The sequence below is a fragment of the Burkholderia sp. WTPI3 genome, from assembly GCF_021483755.1.
Taxonomy (GTDB): Bacteria; Pseudomonadota; Gammaproteobacteria; order Burkholderiales; family Burkholderiaceae; genus Burkholderia.
Genome location: NZ_JAGIXF010000090.1, coordinates 1 through 22,135, shown reverse-complemented (window position 1 = coordinate 22,135; position 22,135 = coordinate 1). Strand labels below are relative to the sequence as shown.

The window sequence follows — 22,135 nt, the reverse complement described above, 5'->3', positions numbered from 1 at the left end:
GAGCCCGCCCTGCTTCGACACCAGCTCGATCGCGCGCTCGTCGGGCAGCGTCGCGAGCCATGCCTGGCCGCTCGCGGTGCAATGCAGCGGCGGCTGGCTGCCCATGTCCGGGTCGTAACGCAGGCCGGATTTCGCGCCCTGCGCCTTGCCGACGAACGTGATGTGATCGTCCTCGACCACACCGAGCCGCGCCAGTTCGCCGGACGACTCGGCCAGGCGATCGAGCACCGGCTGGGAAATGTCGAACACCCCGCTCGTCGACAGGTAGATCAGCGCGAGCGACACCAGCTTCAGCGCCAGCATGTACTCGCCGTGCTCTTCGTCCTGACGCACGAACCCTTCGTCGATCAGCATCGACAGCAGGCGATGCGTGCCGCTGCGGGGAATGTTCAGCGTATCGGCAATGGTGGCCAGCGGCATGCGGCCGCCGTTCTTTGCCAGCAATTCCAGCACTGCGAGCGCACGCTCGAGATTTCCTGCCATGGCGCCTTCTCGTCCGTATGGTGAATGTCAAATAAGAACACAATTCCATACTGGAATTCAAGCGAATTTGCGCGGCGCGGCGACCGTGGCCGGGGCGCCGCGCCCGCCGTCAATGGCCAACCGTCCCGCTCACGGCCACGAACTTCCCGCGATGGCGCGCTCCCTTGAGCAGCACCGCTGCGCCGCCCACGGCAGCCGGCACCGCAAGCGCCGCGAAGACCTGACCGAAGCTCCAGTTCGCATGGAGCATGGCCGCGCCCAGCATCGCGCCCGCAATGCCGCCAAAGCGGCCGACGCCGAGCATCCAGCTGGTCCCGGTGGCCCGCATCTCGGTCGGGTAGGACCCGGCCGCCAGCGCGCAGAAGCCCGTATTCGAACCGTTCATGCAGTAGCCGATGCCGAACGCCAGCACGCAGATCACCGTGAACGGATGGGCCGACACGCCCATGTACCAGGCGAGCGCACCGCCGGCGAGCACGGTCGCGCCGAGCGCGGCGTGCGGATTGAAGCGGTCCATCTGCCAGCCGATCAGCAGCGAGCCGACCGTGCCGCCCGCCTGGAACAGCGCGCCGACGATCGCGGCCTCGGCCAGCGAAAAACCGAGCCCGCGGATCAGCGTCGGCAGCCAGTTGCCGAGCAGATACACGGTCAGCAAGCCCGCGAAGTAGCAGATCCACAGCATCACCGTGCCGAACGCATGGTCGCGCGACAGAATCGCGCGCACGGGGCTGCGCGCATCGCGCACCGGTTCGGCCGACACGAAGCGCGTGCGCGCGTCGACAACCCCGGGCTGCACGCGGTTCAGCACGCCGATGAGCCGTGCGCGGCGCTGCTCCGACAGCGCGAGATAGCGCGCGGATTCCGGCAGCCACTTGACGAGGATGGGCACGTACGCGATCGGCAGCACGCCGCCGAGCAGCAGAACCGAATGCCAGCCCCACGTTTCGATCAGCCACGCGCTCACGAAGCCGCCGCCCGCCGCACCGAAGGTGAAGCCGCAGAACACGGCCGTCACCATCAGCGCACGCCGTCGCGGCGGCGCATATTCGGCCATCAGCGTGGCCGCGTTCGGCATCGACGCGCCCAGGCCAATGCCGGTCAAAAAGCGCAGCACCGTCAGCGACACCACGCCGGTCGCAAACGCCGACGCAATGCTCCACAGGCCGAAGAACAGCACTGCGCTGACCATCACCGTCTTGCGGCCGAAGCGGTCGGACATCGGGCCGGCCGTGAGTGCGCCGAACGCGAGACCGAGCAGGCCGCCGCTCATCACCGGGCCCAGCGCATCGCGCGGAATCGACCACGCGCTGGAAATCGACGGCGCGATGAAGCCGATCATCACCGTGTCGAGGCCGTCGAGCATCACGATCAGCATGCACAACAACAGCACGAGCCACTGGAACGCACCCACCGGCCGCGTATCGAGAAACTGTTGAACGTCGAGCGATCGCGCACCTTTCGATTCGCGATCCTGAATAGTCTGCTTCGGCTTTCTGGCCGTCTGCGAGGAAGTCATGCCGATGTCTCCGGAAATGTTGTTCTTGTGGTCGTGTCGAATGCCCGATCCGCGCGCCGGCACGATGCCTGGCGCCGATCGGGCCCGTTGGGCCGCGAAGGCGGCCGACGTGTGCTCAGGCCGGCACGGCCGCCGCGTCGATCACGGCAACGGTGGCTTCGCGCAGGCGGCGCGCCCGCTCGACGGCGGGCGTCGTCTTCGCCCACGCTTCGTTCGGCACCTCGACGCTCACCGGCAAGTGCGCTGGCAGCGCGCGCAGGATGCCCGCGAGGTCGAGTCCGCCTTCGCCCGGCACCATCCGCGCGCAGCGTGCCTGGAACAGCAGCGTGTCGACGTCGGTCGGCCGCGCGGCCGGCGCATCGCAGAACTGCACGTAGCCGAAGTACGCGTGCGGCAACGCCCGCAACGCGTCGAGCGACGAGCCGGCCCGATCGAAGTGGATCGGGTCGACGATCAGCCCGGTGTTGTGTCGGCCGCACGCGTCGACGATACGCGCGCCGGCGCCGATCTCCTTCACGTCGGTCCACGGCATCGGCTCCAGCGACGGCGACAGGCCGAGCGGCGCGGCCAGGTCGCACAGCCGGCCGAGCCGGTCGACGGTGCGCGCTTCGTCGGGATCGTTGCCGGCCACGAGGACGTAGCGCGCGCCGAGTTCCGCCGCCGTTTCGAGCATCGGCAGGTAGTGCGTCACATCGGTCTCGGGCTTCAGCCGCACGATCTCGACGTCGAGCACGCGCATGCCCGTATCGCGCAGGACCGCGAGCGTTTCGCGCTTGAGCCGCGTATCGCCGACGATCTCGTGGCGCACCTCGGTGTCGGTGGCCGGCAGCAGTCGCAGGCCGACGTAGTCGTAGCCCGCGTCGGCGGCGCATTGCACCATCCGCGGCGGGCTCAGTTCGAGCACGGTCAGCGCCGACAGCGACAGCGCGCGGGATTGAGGCTGGGTCATATCGTCTCCTTGAGCGTCATGGCGCGACATTCAGCGCAGCGGCGAGAACGGCGCGGGTACGCAGATCGTCGATTCCATGGTCGTGAGATGGGCCGGGCCGCCCTTCGGCGGCCAGATGCCGTCCTTGACCGCTTCGGCGCGAATGCGCGAACGCTCGTCCACGCTCGCATACGGCCAGATGTTCAGGAACCGCGGCGTGTCGCCGTCGAGCGCATACATCGCGCCGACCAGCGGCGAACGCCGGGTGCGCTCCGGCACCGCCTGTTCCCACACGTCGATCGTGTGCTGCAGGCTGCCGAGCTTCGTGCCGTATACACGCATCTCGTAGATCCCGCCGTGCACGGCCGGTTCGATCGGCGGCAGGAACGGGAACAGCGCATAGCTGGCCGTCTTCACGTCGACGATGGATTCGCCGCAGCCGAACGGGTTGCCTTCGAGCAGCATCCGCTTGCGCTCGGCGACGAGCGCGGCCTCCGATTCGTAGCCGCGCAGCACCAGCACCTGGCCGAGCGTGCCGATGTCCGAGTACCACGCGCCGAGCAGCTTGCCGCCCTGCGGATCGCCGCTGGCCTGAATCCCTTCGAAGACCTGCGCGTTCGCGCCGATCTTCACCGTGAGCGTCACTACGTCATACAGTGTCATTGCATTGTCCTCGAGGATGAATCGATGCCGGCACGCGCGGGTTCGGGCGCGGCGTCGGCGAGAGAAAGGCCGGCGAGATAACCGAACGTCATCGCCGGGCCGAGTGTGATGCCGCCGCTGGGATAGCAGCCGCCCATCATGCTGGCCGAATCGTTGCCGACCGCGTAGAGGCCGGCAATCGCACGGCCGGCGGCGTCGAGCGCGCGCGCGTCGCGGTCGGTGGCCAGGCCCGCGAACGTGCCGAGGCTGCCGGGCAACAGCTTCACCGCATAGAACGGCCCCGCTTCGAGCGGCGCGAGACACGGGTTCGGCTGCCGGTCGGCGTCGCCCTGCACGCGGTTGTACGGCGTCGAGCCCTTGTGAAAGGCCGGATCGCTGCCCTGCCTTGCGTACTGGTTGTACGCCGATACCGTGTCCGCCAGCGCGGCCGCGTCGATGCCGCATTCGCGCGCGAGCGCATCGAGCGTCGCGCCGCGCTTCAGATAGCCCGAGCGCCGGTAGGGGCCGGTCGGGAACGGAAACGGCTTGGAGAAGCCGAGCCCGTAGCGCCGCTGAAAGCGATGGTCGCAGACGAGCCACGCGCATACTTCCTCGCCGGCCGGCGTCGTATCGAGCAGCGCGGAAATGAAGTCGTGATACGACGATGCCTCGTTCACGAAGCGCTTGCCCGCGCGCGTCACCGCGATCACGCCCGGCTTCGCGCGTTCGATCAGGTGCGGAAACGCGACGGCGTCGCCGCCCGGCTGCGGCACCAGCGAGACGGGCGCCCACGCGGCCGGCGCATCGAGCGAGCGGTCGAAATGCGCGCCGATCGATTCGCCGAGCCGGATCCCGTCGCCGGTATTGCAGAGCGGCGCCGCCGACCAGTGTTCGCGGCCCGACGGCGTATAGGCGAACGTCTGCGCGCGCCGCGCCTGATCGTGCGGAAAACCGCCGCAAGCCAGCACGACGCCGCGCGCCGCACGCACCTCGTGCACGATGCCGTCGATCGTCACGCGTGCACCGGTCACGCGCGCGTCGTCGCGCAGCAGGCCGATCGCCTTCGCATTCGTGCGCAGGTCGACCCCACGATCGGCGGCCGATTTCAGCAGGCGCGCGACGAGCGCATTGCCGTTGACCAGATGCATCGAGCGCCCGTAGCGCAGCTTGTGCCACGCGAACGCGGCCAGCCGGCGGCCGACATGCAGCGCCGACTTCAGCGAGCGCGTCGCGCGATAGAAATGCGCGAGATCCTGACCGGACGCGAGCGCCATCCCCTTGAGCGTCGTCACCGACAGCGGCTCGCGCAACCGGTCGATCAGCGGGCCCAGCTCGCGGCCGTCGAACGGCATCGCGCAGACCGAGCGCCCGCCCGTGCCGGCGCCCGGCGTGGTGTGGAAATCGGGAATGCGGTTGCCGTCGACGAAGCGCACCGCCGTGTGCCGCTCGAAGAATTCGATCATCTCCGGGCCGCGTTCGAGCAGCGCATCGGTCTTCGCCGCATCGAATTGCGCGCCCAGCTCGTTCTTCAGATACGCGCGCGGCACCTCGATGTCCTCGCGAATGCCGGCCCGCGTCGCGAGCGGATTGCGCGGAATCCACATCCATCCGCCCGACCACGCGGTCGTGCCGCCAAACACGGCTTCCTTCTCGGCGACGATCACGCGCAGGCCCTGCGCCGCCGCCGTGACCGCCGCCGCGAGGCCGCCCGCGCCGGAGCCCAGTACCAGCACGTCGCAATCGAGTATCGGTTCACGCTTCATGTTCAGTCTTGCCCGTTCAGTGTCTCCAACGCCGGATACGACACGATCGCGACGTCTATGGAATGTTCTTTCGAAGTGGAATACTATTCCATAAAAACCGTTTTAGTAAAGACTTTGTGACGACATGGAGGCAACGCAATGCGAGTACTGGTAACGGGCGGCAGCGGTTTTCTCGGCGCATGGATCATCAGGAGGCTGCTGGCGCGCGGCATGGAATGCGTGAGTTTCGACGTGCGCACGAACCCGCGCCTCGTCGAGGCGCTCGCGCCCGAACGGGCCGCGGCCGTGCAGTGGCGCACCGGCGACATCGCCGACGCGGCCGCCACGGCGCGCGCATTCGACGGCTGCGACGCGGCGATCCATCTCGCGGGCATCCTCACGACGGACTGCGCGGCCAATCCCGTGCGCGGCGCGCAGGTCAACCTGATCGGCACGCTGAACGTATTCGAGGCCGCCCACGCGTCCGGGCTGCGGCGCGTGCTTTACGCGAGCAGCGCCGGCGTATTCGGCCCCGACGACGGCGCCGTGCCGCTGCCGCAAACCCACTACGGTGCGTTCAAGCTGGCGTGCGAAGGATCGGCGCGCGCGTACTGGCACGACCATGGAATCGCGAGCGTGGGCTTTCGTCCGCTCGTGGTCTACGGCGCCGGGCGCGAGACCGGATCGAGCGCGGGGCCGAGCCTGGCGTGCCGGGCGGCCGCGCGCGGCGAGCGCTACACGATTCCGTTTACCGGCACGACGGGCCTCGTGTTCGCCGACGACGTCGCCGCCGCCTACGAGGCCGCGCTGCTGGCCGACATCGACGGCGCGCACGCATTCACGCTGGCGGGCGAGATCACCCCGGTGAACACGCTGATCGAGCGGATCGCGGCCATCGTGCCGGGCGCCCACCTCGATGCCGGCGGGCCGCCGCTGCCGATCGCGACGGCCTTCCCCGACGACTCCGCGCTCGGGCGCTTGCTGCCCGGCCTGCCGCGGACCGCGCTCGACGACGGCCTGCGGCAGACGGTGGCGTTCTACCGGCGCCAGCGCTAGGGTCTGCTCACGCCCCGCGGCTATGCGACGACGTCCGCGGGCGCCACGCCGGTGCGCGCCGCGGCCGCGCGATGCACGGCAAGCGTCGCGGCGAGCGTGCGCGCGGCGTCGTCGGCCGAACACAGCGGCGCCTCGTCGCCCGCGATCACCGCCGCGAAGTGGCGCAACTGCTCGTGATACGGATCGGCGCCATGCGGCGTGCAGCGCTCGACCGTCAACGGATCGTGCCAGCCCTTCCCGCTGCGGTATTCCCACAGATCGAGTTGCGGCAGCGTGAGCGAGGCATCCGTGCCGATCAGGAAATGCGTGTTCACCTGCTGGCGCGGATAGTGCGCGGCCTCGCCCGCCGCGAGATCCCAGTTCCACGGCGAGGCCGCGCAGTCGGACACGACCAGCGTGCCGAGCACGCCGCTGTCGAAGCGCAGCAGCACGGCGGCCGTGTCTTCCACGTCGAGGCCGCGCACGCGATTGGACGCCTGGGCCTGCACCTCGACGATCTCGCCGAGCAGGAACCGCATGATGTCGATGTCGTGAATCAGGTTGATCAACACGGGGCCGCCGCCCGCGCGACGGCGCCATTCGATGTCGAAATACGCGTCGGGCTTGTAGAACGTCGCAAGCGCATTGGCCGCGACGGGTTTGCCGAGCCGCCCCGACTGCACGATCTCTCGCGCGCGCCGCAGGATCGGATTGTGGCGGCGATGGTGGCCGACCAACAGCGGCACGCCGGCTTCGCGTGCGGCGCGACCGAGCTCGGCCGCGGCAGCGACGCTGTCCGACACCGGCTTCTCGATCAGCGCCGGCACCCCGCGCGCGATGCATGCGAGGCCGACCTCGGCATGCGTCGCATTCGGCGTCGCGACGATCGCGCCGTCCGGGCGCACCGCGTCGAGCATGGTCGCGTAATCGGCGAACCAGCGCAGCCCCTCGGCACGCGCGAACTGCTCGGCCGCCGGCGATGGATCCGCGATCGCCACCACTTCCACCTGCGCATGCGTGCGTGCCCGCTCCACGTGCATCCGCCCGATTGCGCCTGCACCGATCACTGCCAGCCGTCTTCTTGCCATCTCTTCATCTCCGTTGTTCGGGGCGTCCGCATCGCGTCGAGTCGTTCGCATTCCGGTCCGACCGGGTGAATACCCCGATTTATTGAAATCATCTTTGATTGTTGAATGCTATTCCACTTCTAACTAGAATTCACGAAAAATTTCGACACGAGCCGCGCGGCCCGCCCACGGACCGCGCGGAATCGACCCTTGACCAGGAAACAGGAGGCCAGACACATGACTGATCAGCACGAGCAGAACGACACCCTTTCCAGCCACCCGGCGGACGCGCCCGACAGCCCGGCGTTATCGCGCCGCGCGTGGCTCGTCACCGCGGGCAAGGCGCTCGCGGGCGGCGCGGCGGCGCTTGCCGCGCCGGCGATCGTGCGCGCACAGGGCGAGCAACCGCTGAAGCTGGGCCTGCTGATGGCCAAGCAGGGCGTGTGGACCGAACAGGGCGAAGTGATCGCGAACGGCGTCAAGCTCGCGCTCGACGACGCGGGCAACCAGGCGCGCGGCCGGCGGGTCGATCTCGTCTGGTACGACGAACCGAATCCGCAGTCGGCGCAGCAGAACATGCAGAAGCTCGTCGAGCAGGACAAGGCGATCGCGGTGATCGGCGGCACGAACAGCGGCACGTCGCTGGCGATGTCGTCGGTAGCGTGGCGCACTAGTGTAGTGCGTCACAAATAATGCAACTTAATCGCGGTTTACGAGTCTCCTTGATACGGAGGGAGAACTCATGCGAATCGCGGCGAAAGTTGAGCTAAGTGAAGCACAGCGCAAACAGTTAAAGACGTGGGCTACTGGCCGGACGATTCCGGTTCGACTGGCTGAGCGCGCCAAGATGATTTTGCTCGCAGCGCAGGGAAAGACAGATAAAGAGATCAGTGCGGACCTGGCTATCTGGCGAGGCACGGTCGCACGCTGGCGCGCTCGCTTTATAGCTGACGGTGTGACGGGGATCGAGCGGGATGAGACGCGACCCGGGCGCAAGCCGAAGATCTCCGCGCGCAAGGTCAAGACCGTTGTGGCACTGACGACGCAGCAACGTCCGGATAACGCGACGCATTGGAGCACACGCAGCATGGCAGCGGTGGCCGGCATAAGTGAGGCGAGCGTGCGGCGCATCTGGCAGGCGCATGGCCTCAAGCCGCATCGGTTAGAGAGCTTCAAGGTATCGAACGACAAGCACTTTGCCGAGAAACTCGAGGACATCGTCGGGCTGTATCTCGATCCCCCGGAGCACGCCTTGGTCCTGTGCTGCGATGAGAAGTCCCAGATCCAGGCACTTGATCGGACCCAGCCGGGCTTGCCGCTCAAGCGAGGTCGCGCTCAAACGATGACGCACGATTACAAGCGCCATGGTGTGACGACGCTGTTTGCCGCGATGAACACGCTCGATGGCAGTGTCATTGGCCAGTGCCAGACTAAACATCGTCACCAGGAGTGGTTGAGCTTCTTGCGCAAGATCGATCGCAACACGCCCAAGGACAAGGAGCTGCATTTGATCGCTGACAACTATGCAACCCATAAGCACCCCGAGGTACAGGCATGGCTTGCCAAGCACCCGCGATTCCACATGCATTTCACGCCCACCAGTGCCTCTTGGCTCAACATGGTCGAACGCTTCTTTCGTGACTTATCAGTGAACCAGTTGCGACGTGCGGCGTTCCGCTCGGTACCCGAATTGGTCAGCACAATCGAACAGTACGTGCAGAAGCACAATCGTCATCCGAAACCATTCATCTGGACAGCAAAAGCCTCCGACATCCTCGCGAAAGTCACGCGTGCCAGGGCCAAACTGAATAAGATGCAATCTGTTTGACGCAGACCACTAGGACGCCCTACATCGCGCCGAACGCCGCCGCGCGCGAGCTGACCGGCAGCAGTTGCAACCCGTACACGTTCCGCGTGCTGAGCCCGACGCCCGTCGCTTGCCGCGCGCTCGCGCCGTCGCTGCTCGCGATCGGCAAGAAATGGCACTTCCTCGTCGCGAACTATGCGTACGGGCAGGACATTCAGCGGGCGATGTCGGATTTGCTGAAGCAGTCGGGCGGCTCGATCACCGGCGCGGACGTCACGCCGCTCAACACCACCGACTTCAGCTCGTTCATCCTGAAGATCCGCCAGTCCAAACCCGACGTCGTGCTGCTCGGGCTGCCGGGCGGCGACCTGTCGACGTTCCTGAAGCAATACGCGGAAATGGGCATGAAAGGCCGGATCCCGGTGGCGTGCCCGATCATCGGCGACTCGGATCTGTGGTCGATCAACGCCGATGCCGCGACCGGCTATTACGGCAAGCCGTGGCATTTCAGCTCGCCGGGCCATTCGCCGGAGGAAGTCGCGTTCGTCAGGAAGTACACGGCGAAGTACGGCAAGCCGCCGGCCGACAAGGCCTGGATCGGCTGGTTCACGGCGCGCGCGCTGCTGCAGGCGATCAACCACGCGAAGAGTACGTCCGGCGCGGACATCGTGCAGAGCCTGGAGACCATTCAGATGAGCGACGGCAGCGGCCCCGCGTATTTCCGCCCGTGGGACCACCAGCTGTTGCGGCGCTGGAGCGTGTTCAAGGTGAAGGACCGGATCACCGACAAATGGGACTGGCTCGACCAGATCTCCGTCGTGCCGCAGAACCCCGCCGACCTCGACCGTCTGTTCGGCACGCGCGAGGAGATCGGCTGCAGGATGGCCGCGCGCTGAGCCCGCGCGCCGCCGCCGCGGCGGCGCGCGAATCGACACGGCCCCAAGCGTATCCCGCGCGCGTCGCGGCCCGCCGCTCGCCCGTCACACGGGCCGCGGCGCGGCGGCGGCGAGCCGCATTCTGGAGTAAGGGCATGGCTGAAATGTTGTTGTCCCAGGTCGCCAACGGACTGGTGCTGGGATTCCTCTATGTATTGCTCGCGATCGGACTGTCGATCATCTGCGGGCTGCTGGGCATCGTGAATTTCGCCCATGGCGCGCTCTTCGCGCTCGGCGCGTATTTCGCGATCGCGCTGTCGACCCGATTCGGATGGGCCGCCGTCGTGCTCGCGCCGGTGCTCGTCGCGGCGGTGGGCGTGCTGATCGAAGTGGTGTTCATCCGGCGCCTGTATGGAAAAGAGCCGCTGCTCGGCCTGATCGTCACGTTCGCGCTATCGCTGCTGCTCACCGCGCTGGTGCGCCTCGTGTGGGGCGCGGGCGGGCTGCCGTTCAGCCCGCCCGAAATGCTCGACGGCTTCATCGTGTACGGGCCGCTGCTGATCACGAAGTACCGGCTGTTCGTGCTCGCCGCGACGGTCGCGATCCTCGTCGCGCTGTGGTGGTTCATGAACTACACGCCGTACGGGCGGATCCTGCGCGCCGGCAGCCGCGATCCGGAAATGGTCGGGCTGCTCGGCATCAACCTGCCGCGCGTGCTGACCGGCGCCTTCGCGCTCGGCGCGCTGCTCGCGGGCGCCGCCGGCGTGCTCGCCGCGCCGCTCGTCACGGTCACGCCCGGGATGGCGACGACCGCCGTGATGCCCGCGTTCGTGATCGTGACGATCGGCGGGCTCGGCTCGTTCGCCGGTGCCGTGGTCGCGGGCCTGCTGGTCGGCATCGTGACCGCGCTGGCCGTCCAGTTCTTTCCCGAGGGTTCGTCGGTCGCCATGTACGTGCTGATGGCACTCGTCCTTCTCGTGCGCCCTCGCGGGCTGTTTGGTGAACGCTGGGAGCGCTTCGAATGAAACTCGACTATCTGACCCGCCACCCGGTGGCGGTGCTGACCACCGCGCTCGTTCTCGTGTCGCTCGCGCTCACCGCGACCGGCACGCCGCTCGAGCGCGCGACCCAGATCGCGATCTACACGCTCTACGGGATGGGCGTGAACCTGCTGGTCGCATACACGGGCCTCGTGCCGTTCGGCGCATCGGTGTTCTTCGGCACGGCCACGTACCTGGTCGCCGTGTCGCTGCTGCGCGTGCTCGGCAACGAGCTGCTCGCGCTGGCGGCCAGCGTGATCGTGACGACCGTGCTGGCCGCGCTGATCGGCGCGATCGTGTTGCGCCGGCGCGGGCTGTATTTCTCGCTGCTCACCCTCGCCTGTTCGCAGATCGCGTTCGAGATCGCGTTCAAGTGGACCGATGTGACCGGCGGCGAAAACGGCCTGCAGAACGTGCCGCGCCCGACCTTCCCGACGACCGCCGGCTTCCACGTGTTCGCGTGCGTGACGGTGATCGCCATCGCGTATCTGCTGTGGCGCCTCGTGCACGCACCGTTCGGACGGGCGCTGCAGGCATTGCGCGACAACGAGCAGCGCGCGGCGAGCCTCGGCTACGACACATACCGGCTCAAGCTGCGCGCGTTCGTGATCTCGGCCGCCGTGATCGGCTACGCGGGCGGCCTGCTGTGCCTGATGCTGCAGGGCGCGTATGCGAACAACCTGAGCTGGGAGCACGCGGGCGACAGCCTGCTGATGACCGTGCTCGGCGGCGTCCACCAGTTTCTCGGGCCGCTGTGGGGCGCGATCGCGTTCATCCTGCTCGAGGACAAGCTCAGCAGCCTGACCGAGCACTGGTGGCTGATCTTCGCGCCGATCATCATCGCGTTCGCGTTCTTCTCGCCCGAGGGCATCCACGGCATCGTGCAGCGGTTGCTGCGACGCCCGCGCTGGACCCTCGTGCGCGACACGATTCCGGCGCGCCCCGACACGATCGCGCCGTATCGCGCAGGCGGCATCGACACCGATTCCGGCAAGCCCGTGCTGAGCGTGCGCGGGCTGTCGAAACGTTTCGGCTCGCTCGTGACCGCCGACCAGATCGACCTCGACGTCCAGCCGTGCCGGCTGCACAGCTTCATCGGCCCGAACGGCGCGGGCAAGACCACGTTCTTCAACATGTTGACGGGCGTGCTGTCGCCGACGGCCGGCACGATCACGTTCGACGGCCGGGACGTGACGAAGCTCGCGATGTTTCGCCGCGTGAGGCTCGGCATGAGCCGCTCGTTCCAGATCCTCAGCGTGTTCCGCAACCTCACCGTGTTCGAGAACGTGCGCGTGGCGGTGCAGGCCGCACAGCACGATCGCCTCGGCATGTGGCGCGACGCGCACACGCTCGGCGAACAGAATGCGCTGACCTGGTCGCTGCTCGCGGCGGTCGGGCTGGACGAGCGTGCGGCGCACGGCTGCGAAAGCCTGTCGCATGGCGAACAGCGCCTGCTCGAAATCGCGCTGTCGCTCGCGACCCGCGCACGCCTGCTGCTGCTCGACGAACCGCTCGCGGGGCTTGCCGAAGCCGATCGCGTGCGCGTGGCGGCGATCATCCGCGAGCTGGCGAACCATCATGCGGTGCTGCTGATCGAGCACGACATCGATCGCGTGCTGACGATCTCCGATCGCGTCAGCGTGCTCCATCGCGGCCGGCTGATCGCGGACGGCTCGCCGGCCGAAGTCGCGCGCCATCCCGAGGTGGTCGAAGCCTATCTCGGCCACGCGAAGGGCGAGCGGCCGGTCGATGCGCGGCTGGCGGCCCGACGCGGCGCGCTGCACGAGGAAACCGCGCCGGCGCGACGCCCGCTGCTGCGCCTCGAAGGCGTGAAAGCCGGTTACACCGGCAACACGATCCTCGACGGCATCGACCTCACGCTCCACGAAGGCGAAGTGATCGCGATCCTCGGCCGCAACGGCGTCGGCAAGACGACGACGTTGCGCGCCGCGACCGGCGTCGCCGACATCACGGCCGGACGCATCGTGTTCGACGGCCACGACATCACCGGGCGCCCCGCGCACGAGATCAATCGTCTCGGCCTCGCGATGGTGCCCGAGGGCCGCCGGCTGTTCCCCAACCTCACGGTTGCCGAAAACCTGCGGCTCGCCGCTCGCAAGGGCGGCGCGAGCGTCGACGAGATGTTCGCGCTGTTCCCGCGCCTCGCGACGCGCAAGGAGGCGCGCGCCGAACACCTGTCCGGCGGCGAGCGGCAGATGGTGGCGATCGCGCGCGCGCTGATGGCGCCGGCGAAGGCCATCCTGCTCGACGAGCCGTTCGAAGGACTCGCCCCCGCCGTCGTGCAGGAAGTGCTCGACGCGGTCGTCAAGCTGCGCGAGCGCGCGAGCGTCGTGATCGTCGAGCACCAGGCCGACATGGTGCTGCCGATCGCCGATCGCGCATACGTGCTCGTCAACGGTCGCGTCGCGCACGAAAGCAGCGCGGTCGCGCTCGAACAGGACACCGCCACCCAGGCGAAATTGCTCGGCATCGTACACAACGAGGCCGGTTCCACCCAGGAGATGAAAACAGCATGACTGCCCCCTTGACCCCGACCACCCCGGTTTCGCTCGACGAAGGCCTGAGCGGTGCGACCCGCGTCCACTTCATCGTCGGCGATCCGATCGCGCAGGTCCGTTCGCCCAAAGGCGTGACGGCCGCGCTGCGCGAGGCCGGACTCGACGCGCTGGTCGTTCCCGCGCACGTCGCGCCGGACGATCTCGCGGCGTTTTTCGCGGGCATCACGCCGATGCGCAACGTCGACGGCGTGATCATCACGGTGCCTCACAAATTCAGCGCGGCCGGGTTCTGCACGAGCCTGTCCGACGAAGCCGCGTTCCTCGGCGCGGCCAATACGCTGCGCCGCACCGCCGACGGCGGCTGGCACGGCGGCATGTTCGACGGCACCGGCTTCGTCGCCGCGCTCGGCGATGCGGGCTGCGACCTGCGCGGCAAGCGCGCGCTGCTGGTCGGCGCGGGCGGCGCAGGCTCGGCGATCGGCCATGCGCTGGTGATGGCGGGCGTCGCGTCGCTCGACGTGCGCGACAACGATGCCGCCCGCACCGCGTCGCTGGTCGACCGGCTGGCGACACTGCAACGCGGCACGGTGCGCGTCGCCGCCGCGGACGTCGCGCCCGAATCGTTCGACGTGATCGTCAATGCGTCGCCGATGGGCATGCGGGCGGACGATCCGCTGCCCGTCGACGTGTCGCGCGTGCCGGCCACCACGTTCGTCGGCGACGTCGTCACGAAGCCGCCGCTCACGCCGTTCGTCGAAGCGGCGCGTGCCCGCGGCTGCCGGACCGTCACGGGCACGCAGATGTTCGCGCGGGTCTGCGACCGGATGGTCGCATTCCTGATCGATACCGCCGCCTGAGCGCGTGCTGGCGGGGCGCGAGCGCCGTGCGCGGCGCGCCTCGTCGAAGCCAGTCGAATCGTTTTCCCCCGCATGACCGGCGACGCGGCGTGCCGCGCCGCCGTGCGTGCCTGCCTCATCACAACAATCCGGAGACAATCCATGAATTCCTGTCGTACCTCCCCCCGACTCGTTGCGGCCGGCGCCGCGCTGCTCGTCGCCGCACCGGCGTTCGCGCAGTCGAGCGTCACGCTCTACGGCGTCGTGGACAACGGAATCGCCTATCAAAGCAGTCAGACCACGCTCGGCTCCACGGCCGGCGGCCACGCGTCGGTGAAGATGGTGACGGGGGTCTGGGCCGGCAGCCGCTTCGGCGTGCGCGGGACGGAGGATCTCGGCGGCGGCACCAAGGCCGTCTTCGTGCTCGAGTCGGGTATCAACTCCGCGACCGGCGGCCAGCAATATACGGACGCGATGTTCGGGCGCCAGGCCTGGGTCGGCTTCACGAATCCCGCCTACGGCTCGCTGACGTTCGGCCGGCAATATGCGTCGTACTACCAGCTGCTGTCCCCGTACAGCCCGACCAACTGGCTGACCGGCTTCTTCGGCGCCCATCCGGGCGACATCGACGGGCTCGACACCCTCTATCGCGCGAACAACACCATCGAATACACGTCGCCGAAGCTGTACGGCTTCACGTTCGGCGGTTCGTATTCGCTCGGCGGCGTCGCGGGCAGCCTGAATGCCGGCTCGACGTGGACCGCCGCGATCCAGTATGCGAACGGCCCGATCGGCATGGCGGCCGGCTTCTCGCGGATCAACAACTCGACATCGGGCGGCGGCGCATTCGGCGCGAACTCGACGACGTCGAACAACGGCGCGCAGGACGGCGTGTCCGCCCTCACGAACGGCTACCAGACGGCGCAGGCACAGCAGCGCTTCGCGGTCGGCGCGAGCTATGCGATCAACAACGCGTGGGACGTGTCCGCGACCTACTCCAACGTGCAGTACATCCCGGGCGCCGGCTCGAAGTTCGCCGAAACGGCGATCTTCAATACCGGCGGCGTCGTGCTGCACTGGAAACCGGCCACGGCGTGGGATCTCGGCGCGGGCTACAGCTTCACGCGCGCCACGAAGGCCAACGGCATCACGAACGCCGCGCAATATCAGCAGTTCAACCTGTCGCAGTACTACGCGTTGTCGAAGCGCACCGGGCTCTACGCGCTCGAGGCGTACCAGCGTTCGAACGGCAGCACGCTCGGCACCGCGGGCAGCGGCAACATCATCGACGCGACCGCCACGCTCGGCGACGGCTTCAACTCGGCGCCGTCGTCCACGCGCAGCCAGTTCGCGGCCGGCGTCGGCATCGTGCACCGCTTCTGAACGCAACCGCACGCCGCTTCGCCTAATTTATGGAACACTATTCCACTTTGTTATTTATTGGAATAACATTCCACAATTATCGAAGCCTTTTCCGCCGCGCGTCGAATCCGGGCGCGCGGCGGAACGACATGAAGGAGACGTGGACATGGGTGCGATGCAACAGGACTGGGACGAGGAAGTAGACCTGCTGGTATTCGGCGCGGGGGCGGCGGGCATGACCGCCGCGCTCGTCGCGCATCACGAGGGGCTTGCGGTCCTCGTCTGCGAAAAAACGGCCGCGGTGGGCGGCATCACGTCCACGTCGGGCGGCACGACGTGGGTGCCTGGCACCCGCCTGAGCGTCGATGCGGGCGTGCCCGACAGCGTCGACGATGCGCGCCGCTTCCTGCAGTCGGTGGTCGGCGCACGCGGCGGCGACGACGCGCGCGAAGCCTTCCTGCAAAGCGGCCCCGATGCGATCGACGAGCTCGCGCGCATCAGCGAAGTCAAGTTCGTCGCCGCCGCCGCACATCCCGATTACGTGAACGGCCCCGGCGCGGCCTATGGCGGGCGGGCGCTCGTGCCCGCGCCGTTCGATGCGCGCGTGCTCGGCCGCGCGTTCGCGCGCGTGCGCCCGCCGCGCAAGGAGTTCATGGGGCTCGGCGGGATGATGGTCGCGCGCACCGACCTCAATGCGCTGCTCGCGCCGTTCGCATCGGCCGCGAACTTCAAACGCACGATCGCGGTCGTCGGCCGCTATGCGATGGACCGCCTGCGTTTTCCGCGCGGCACGCAGCTCGTGATGGGCAACGCGCTCGCCGCGCGGCTCTATTACAGCCTGCTCAAGCGCCAGGTCGAGATTCGCTTCGACACGCCACTGCTCGAACTGGTACGCGACGACGGCCGCGTCACCGGCGCCATCGTCACGACGCCGGACGGCGGCCGCAGGCGAATCGGCGCGCGGCGCGGCGTGGTGCTCGCGACCGGCGGCATCACGCGCCATCCGTCGCTGCGCCAGCAGTTCTTCCCCGCCGCGGCCCGGCCGCTGTCGCTGTCGCCGGCGACGCATACCGGCGACGGCGTCGACCGCGCGCAGCGCGTCAATGCGCGGGTCGAAAACGGCGGCGACAGCCCGGGGCTGTGGATGCCGTGCTCGATCCGTCGCGCCCCGGGCGCAGCCCCGGGCGGCGACGGCGACAGTATCTGGCCGCACATCATTCTCGATCGCGCGAAGCCCGGCCTCATCGCGGTCAACAGCCGCGGCGAGCGCTTCGTCAACGAGTCGGACTCGTATCACGACTTCGTGATGGGCATGCTGCGCGACAGCGGTAACGGGCCCAGCGTGCCGGCCCATCTGATCGTCGATGCGGCGTTCATCCGGACCTATGGCCTCGGCCTGCTGATGCCGGCGCGCAGCGCGGCGCGCATCGCGGCGTTCGAGCGTGCCGGCTATCTGGTCAAGGGCGCGACGCTGGCCGAGCTGGCGGCGAAATTGCAGGTGGATGCGAACGGCCTGGCGCGTACCGTCGCGACCTACAACCGCGACGCGGCCAACGGCGAGGATCCGGCGTTCCAGCGCGGCGGCAGCCCGATGAGCCGCTTCAACGGCGACCCGGCGCAACAGCCGAACCCGTGCATTCGCCCGATCGGCGCCGGGCCCTACTATGCCGTGACCGTATGGCCCGCCGATCTCGCGTGCAGCGCGGGGCTGAGCGGCACGGAAAACGGCGAGGTGGTCGACGTAGACGGGCGCGTGATTCCCGGCCTGTTCGCGTGCGGCAACGATCTCGCGTCGATCTTCCGCGGCACCTATCCGGGTCCCGGCACGACGCTCGGCCCGGCCATCGTATTCGGCTGGCGCATCGCGAAGTTCGTCGCGCGACGCGACGCGGCGTCGACGGGCACGTCGCCCGCGACCGCCGCGCATCGCTCGACCTGCGACAGCGCCCACGGCTGACGAACGCGCCGGCATGGCGCGCGCAGGCCGCGCCGGCGCAGCAGGTCACGCTACGTTCATGCTCGTCCTTATCTTGCACCGTGCGCATCGTGGCTCAATCAGGTGGAACGTTGGTTTGCCACGCTGGCCGAGAAGGATATTCGACGTGGCACGCATCGTTCGACACGGCAAGCTGAAGAGACGATCCGGCATTACCTCAACGTCTATAACGCGAATCCTCGGCCGTTCGCCTGGAGCAAACCGGCCGATGAGATTCTCGCGAGCCTCGAACGGTTTTGCGCACGGGTCTGAACGAATTCGGGATGAACGCCATGAACATCGACACGGCTGCGATTGACGATGCCGTCCTCGCGCTTCTCCATTTGACCTTGCATGACCGCAACCGCGCCTGGAAAAGCTTCGATTGGGACGCACTCAACCGACTCCTTGAACGCGGCCTCATCCAAGATTGCGTCAACAAGACGAAATCGGTCAGCCTCACTGACGACGGTTTGCGCGAGTCCGAACGTCTCTTCAAGCAGCGCTTCGTCACTGCTGGCAGCGAAGCCGATTAATGAAACGAATTTACAACTCGCGACACTAGCCGGTCGTCCACTCCAGTTCCGCGCCTATCTCAGCCTTCGAACCCGCGGCACCGTCCATCGCGGCCCGTTGCGCGCGAGCGTTCATGCCCCTTCTTGCCGGTCGCGGCCTCGCTCAGTTCGCGAACCTTCGCGCGCTGCCGCCGTCAGTGCTGCTGGACCACCGGCCCCGCGGCGCGCTCCGGCTCGCCCGCTTCCACGTGGCGACTGCCGATCAGGTACACCGCACCGGCCGCCACGAGCGACGGCACCGCGAGCAGGCTGAAGACGTCGCCGAAATGCCAGCCCCAGCCCATCAGCAGCGCGCCGAGAAACGCGCCGGCCACGCCGCCGATCCGTCCGACGCCGAGCATCCATGCAACGCCGGTGGCGCGGCAACGGGTCGGATACAGGCTCGCCGCATAGGCCGACATCGACGTCACCGCACCCGTCACGACGGTGCCGCACAGGAGCGTCAGCGTGCCGAGCCACGCGGCATGTCCGATCGTGCGGCTCACCACGAGCACCAGCGCGGCCGCCGCGACATAGGTGCAGACGATCGTCCGGTTCGCGTTGAAGCGATCCATCAACCAGCCCGCGCACAGATTGCCCAGCACGCCGCCGAGCGGGAACAGCGACGTCATCAGCGCACCGCCCTCCGCGCCGAAGCCGGCGTCGCGAAACAGCGTCGGCATCCAGTTGGTCAGCAGGTAGTAGATCAGGAGGCCCATGAAGTACGCGGCCCACAGCATCAACGTGCGCGAACGGAACCGGCCCGACAGCACCAGCGCGAGCGCCGACGCACCGCCTTCGGTTTCCTTGCGCGCTTCGGCAGCCACGAACGTGCAGTCGTCGAAACGCTCGCGCGGTGCGATCCGGGCGAGAATCCGCGCGATGCGGTCGTGCTTGCCGTGGCGGGCGGCGAGATACTGCGCGGACTCCGGCAGCCACGCGACGAGCGCCACGGCAAGCACGATCGGCCCGACCCCGCCCGCCGTCAGCACGCTTTGCCAGCCGAAATGCGGAATCAGCCACGCCGACGCGATGCCGCCCACCGCAAGCCCGCCCGAGAAGCCGCAGAACATCGCGTTGACGGCGAAGCTGCGGATCCGTGCAGGCGCGTATTCGGACATCAGCGTGACGGCATTGGGCATCGCCGCGCCGAGCCCGAGCCCGGTCAGGAAACGGAACGCGGTCAACTCGCCGATCGATTGCGCATGCGCCGACACGATGCTCCAGCCGCCGAAGCACGCCACCGACAGCACGAGCACCGTCTTGCGGCCGAGCCGGTCGGCACAGGGGCCGGCGGCGAGCGCACCGATGCCGAGGCCGGCAAGCGCGGCGCTCATCACCGGGCCGAGCGCGCCGCGCGCGATGCCCCAGTCGTGAACCAGCGCGGGCGCGATGAAGCCGATCGCGGCGGTGTCGTAGCCATCGGCGGCCACGACCAGAAAGCACAGGACCAGAATCAGCCACTGGCTGGGAGAAAAGCGCTCGGCGTCGATGAACGACTGCACGTCGAGCGTCCGGGTCGGGGTTGTCATCATGTGTCTCCTGTATGCCGTGCGTGTCGCAGCGCTTACGCTGCCGGCGGCACGGCTGTCTCCATTGTTTGATTGTCGGTGCCCCGTCCGGGCGGGCGGGACACGTCAGCCGGCCGCCGAATCCGCTGCGCCGTAGGCGAGCCAGCCGCCATCGACGTTCAGCACGGTGCCGGTGATGTAGCTCGCCGCGTCCGAGGCCAGGAACGCAATCGCGCGGGCGATCTCGTCGGGCTCGGCGAGGCGCCCGAGCGGTGTCCGGCGTTCGATCGCCGCCCGGTTCAACTGCCCGTTTCGCGCGAGCGTATCGACCAGTTCGGTCGCCACGTAGCCGGGTGCGACGGCGTTCACGCGCACACCCTGGCGCGCCCACTCGCAGGCCATCGAGCGCGTCAGCGATGCAATGGCGGCCTTCGCGGCGCCGTACGCGTTGCGCGTCGGAATGCCGCCCTGGCCGGCGATCGAGCTCAGATTGACGATCGCGCCGGTGCGTTGCGCGAGCATCACGCGGGCGGCTTCGCGGCTCGCCAGGAACGTGCCGCGCACGTGCACCGACAGCAAGCGATCGAATGCTGCCGACGATTGCTCGAGCGTCGGCGCATTCTGCTCGCCGATCCCCGCGTTGTTGACCAGCACGTCGATCCGGTCGAAGCGCCCGACGACGGTGCGCATCAACGCGACCATCTCGTTTTCGCTCGCCACGTCGCCGCCCACTCCGACGTGCCGCGGTCCGAGTTCGGCGGCCCGCCGGGCCGCACGCTCGCCGTTCAGGTCGGCGATCGCGACACGATAGCCGTCTTCGGCGAACCGCTTCGCGCATGCCCAGCCGATACCGTCCGCCCCGCCCGTCACGATTGCCACACGCGTATTGACCATGTGATCTCCCGGTTTCATCGTGGTGCGCTCAGCGCGTGAAATACGCGAGGCTCGGAAAATCGACGCGGCGGATGATGCGGCTTTCCTGAGCGACGATCAGATGGCCGGACGCCTGCAAATAGGCCGGCCACTCCGGGTCGGCATCCCGCGCGGTGCGCCGCGTGTCGTAGTCGGCAATGCTGTCGTAGCCCCACAAGTGCACGACCTGGTTCAGCGCGCCGATGTCGCTCGTGTAGAACCCGACGGGCGGGCCGAGGTACTTCACCTGGATCGGCATCGCATGACGGTCGAAGATGTCGAGGAATTCGGCCATGCCGCGCGGACGGATCGTATAGATGCGGTGGTCGATGAAGGTTTTGGACGGATTCATGGTGTGCTCCGGATTCAGGCGGTCGCGCGCGCGGCGGCGCGGTGCGTTGCGGCAGCGGCAGGCACCGGATCGACGAGCCCCGCGATGTGGCGCGCGCTCAGATAGCCGAACGTCATGATCGGCCCGAGCGTGATGCCCGCGCCCGGGTAGTTCCCGCCCATGATGCTGGCGCGGTCGTTGCCGACCGCATACAGGCCCGCGACCGGCCGGTCGTCGGTGGCGAGCACCTGGCCGTGCACGTTCGTGCGAATGCCGTCGAAGGTGCCGAGATCGCCCATCAGGACTTTCAGCGCGTAGTACGGGCCCGCGCCGAGCGGCGCCACGCACGGGTTCGGGCGATGGTCCGGATCGGCAAGATAGCGGTTGAACGACGTGGTGCCGCGGCCGAACTCGGGATCCTCGCCGCGCACGGCGCCTTCGTTGTAGCGCCGCACCGTCGCTTCCAGATTCGCGGCGTCGATGCCCGCCTGCCGCGCCAGCTCCGCGAGCGTGCGGCCCTTCACGAGATAGCCGTTGCGCAGCAGCGGCCCGAGCGGCACCGGCGCGGGCTTCGCGAAGCCCAACCCGTATTTGCGGATCGTCGCGTGATCGCAGACCAGCCACATCGCCGTCTCGGTGTCGCCTCTGCATGCGTCGATCATCGCCGCGCCGACGTCGTGGTACGAATTCGATTCGTTGGCAAACCGCCTGCCGTGGCGGGTGACGCCGATGATGCCCGGCTTGTAGCGATCGAGCAGATGCGGAAACACGCCGAACCGGTCGTCGCCGAGCGGCACGCGCGATACCGGCATCCACGCGGCCGGCTGCGGATAGCGAATCTCGACCCGGCCGCCGACACGCTCGGCGAGCTTCCCGCCGTCGCCGGTTTTGCCGGTCGGCCCCGGCGCCACATGTTCCCCGCCCCGCGCACCATGCGGATACGCCCCCCCGCTCCGCGCCCCGCCCTCCCACAAGCCGCCGCTCGACCGCCTCACCCCCC

General features: G+C 68.2%; 20 protein-coding genes and 1 pseudogene. 11 read left to right on the top strand and 10 right to left on the bottom strand.

From position 1 onward, the window contains the following. From J7024_RS30925 to J7024_RS30905, 5 genes are all read right to left on the bottom strand, one after another. A partial coding sequence (locus J7024_RS30925) for an IclR family transcriptional regulator (protein WP_234745740.1) occupies positions 1-483 on the bottom strand: 483 nt, incomplete at its 3' end. Between the two features lie 109 nt (positions 484-592). Continuing rightward, entirely contained in the window at positions 593-1,999 is a 1,407-nt protein-coding gene (locus tag J7024_RS30920; protein ID WP_124897278.1) for an MFS transporter, read from the bottom strand. 115 nt (positions 2,000-2,114) lie between these two features. Beyond that, positions 2,115-2,948, bottom strand: a complete 834-nt coding sequence (locus tag J7024_RS30915; protein ID WP_124897277.1) for a sugar phosphate isomerase/epimerase family protein — start codon at positions 2,946-2,948, stop codon at positions 2,115-2,117. 30 nt (positions 2,949-2,978) lie between these two features. Beyond that, entirely contained in the window at positions 2,979-3,590 is a 612-nt protein-coding gene (locus tag J7024_RS30910) for an NIPSNAP family protein (RefSeq protein WP_124897276.1), read from the bottom strand. Continuing rightward, complete coding sequence (locus tag J7024_RS30905) at positions 3,587-5,332, bottom strand: FAD-dependent oxidoreductase (RefSeq protein WP_124897275.1); 1,746 nt, start codon at positions 5,330-5,332, stop codon at positions 3,587-3,589. Before J7024_RS30905 ends, J7024_RS30910 begins: the two co-directional genes overlap by 4 nt. Before the next feature lie 138 nt (positions 5,333-5,470). Here J7024_RS30905 and J7024_RS30900 point away from each other — a divergent pair, with 138 nt between their 5' ends. Then, positions 5,471-6,367: an NAD-dependent epimerase/dehydratase family protein gene (locus tag J7024_RS30900; protein ID WP_124897274.1), complete on the top strand. Its 897-nt coding sequence runs from the start codon at positions 5,471-5,473 to the stop codon at positions 6,365-6,367. A gap of 20 nt (positions 6,368-6,387) precedes the next feature. Here the strand turns inward: J7024_RS30900 and J7024_RS30895 are convergent, their stop codons facing one another. Beyond that, positions 6,388-7,434: a Gfo/Idh/MocA family oxidoreductase gene (locus tag J7024_RS30895; protein WP_124897273.1), complete on the bottom strand. Its 1,047-nt coding sequence runs from the start codon at positions 7,432-7,434 to the stop codon at positions 6,388-6,390. Positions 7,435-7,650: 216 nt separating this feature from the next. Here J7024_RS30895 and J7024_RS30890 point away from each other — a divergent pair, with 216 nt between their 5' ends. From J7024_RS30890 to J7024_RS30845, 10 genes and pseudogenes are all read left to right on the top strand, one after another. Continuing rightward, a complete protein-coding gene (locus tag J7024_RS30890) occupies positions 7,651-8,106 on the top strand; it encodes an ABC transporter substrate-binding protein (protein WP_234745739.1) in 456 nt (151 codons plus the stop codon). Between the two features lie 49 nt (positions 8,107-8,155). Continuing rightward, positions 8,156-9,241, top strand: coding sequence for an IS630-like element ISBmu8 family transposase (locus J7024_RS30885; protein ID WP_007180368.1), 1,086 nt, complete (start codon positions 8,156-8,158; stop codon positions 9,239-9,241). Beyond that, positions 9,238-10,116: an ABC transporter substrate-binding protein gene (locus tag J7024_RS30880; protein ID WP_234745738.1), complete on the top strand. Its 879-nt coding sequence runs from the start codon at positions 9,238-9,240 to the stop codon at positions 10,114-10,116. Before J7024_RS30885 ends, J7024_RS30880 begins: the two co-directional genes overlap by 4 nt. A 134-nt stretch (positions 10,117-10,250) precedes the next feature. Beyond that, positions 10,251-11,120 carry a branched-chain amino acid ABC transporter permease gene (locus J7024_RS30875; RefSeq protein WP_124897271.1) on the top strand — a complete coding sequence of 290 codons (870 nt, stop codon included), beginning with the start codon at positions 10,251-10,253 and terminating at the stop codon, positions 11,118-11,120. Continuing rightward, a complete protein-coding gene (locus J7024_RS30870; RefSeq protein ID WP_124897270.1) occupies positions 11,117-13,672 on the top strand; it encodes a branched-chain amino acid ABC transporter ATP-binding protein/permease in 2,556 nt (851 codons plus the stop codon). The genes J7024_RS30875 and J7024_RS30870 overlap by 4 nt, the downstream gene beginning before the upstream one ends. Beyond that, on the top strand, positions 13,669-14,511 hold the full coding sequence (locus tag J7024_RS30865) for a shikimate dehydrogenase family protein (protein ID WP_124897269.1): 843 nt from the start codon (positions 13,669-13,671) through the stop codon (positions 14,509-14,511). The genes J7024_RS30870 and J7024_RS30865 overlap by 4 nt, the downstream gene beginning before the upstream one ends. 141 nt (positions 14,512-14,652) lie before the next feature. Then, on the top strand, positions 14,653-15,873 hold the full coding sequence (locus J7024_RS30860; protein WP_124897268.1) for a porin: 1,221 nt from the start codon (positions 14,653-14,655) through the stop codon (positions 15,871-15,873). A 145-nt stretch (positions 15,874-16,018) separates the two neighbouring features. Further along, positions 16,019-17,809, top strand: a complete 1,791-nt coding sequence (locus J7024_RS30855; RefSeq protein ID WP_234745737.1) for an FAD-binding protein — start codon at positions 16,019-16,021, stop codon at positions 17,807-17,809. A gap of 81 nt (positions 17,810-17,890) precedes the next feature. Next, positions 17,891-18,100 (top strand): annotated as a pseudogene (locus tag J7024_RS30850) (IS630 family transposase); the annotation flags it as partial. A 20-nt stretch (positions 18,101-18,120) separates the two neighbouring features. After that, positions 18,121-18,363 carry a DUF6429 family protein gene (locus tag J7024_RS30845; RefSeq protein ID WP_175750949.1) on the top strand — a complete coding sequence of 81 codons (243 nt, stop codon included), beginning with the start codon at positions 18,121-18,123 and terminating at the stop codon, positions 18,361-18,363. Between the two features lie 173 nt (positions 18,364-18,536). Here the strand turns inward: J7024_RS30845 and J7024_RS30840 are convergent, their stop codons facing one another. From J7024_RS30840 to J7024_RS30825, 4 genes are all read right to left on the bottom strand, one after another. Next, complete coding sequence (locus tag J7024_RS30840; protein WP_124897265.1) at positions 18,537-19,913, bottom strand: MFS transporter; 1,377 nt, start codon at positions 19,911-19,913, stop codon at positions 18,537-18,539. 105 nt (positions 19,914-20,018) lie between these two features. Then, positions 20,019-20,786 carry a glucose 1-dehydrogenase gene (locus tag J7024_RS30835; protein ID WP_175761140.1) on the bottom strand — a complete coding sequence of 256 codons (768 nt, stop codon included), beginning with the start codon at positions 20,784-20,786 and terminating at the stop codon, positions 20,019-20,021. Between the two features lie 28 nt (positions 20,787-20,814). Further along, positions 20,815-21,156 carry an NIPSNAP family protein gene (locus tag J7024_RS30830; RefSeq protein ID WP_124897263.1) on the bottom strand — a complete coding sequence of 114 codons (342 nt, stop codon included), beginning with the start codon at positions 21,154-21,156 and terminating at the stop codon, positions 20,815-20,817. Between the two features lie 14 nt (positions 21,157-21,170). Next, the coding region (locus tag J7024_RS30825) for an FAD-binding protein (protein WP_234745736.1) at positions 21,171-22,135 on the bottom strand (965 nt) is incomplete at its 5' end.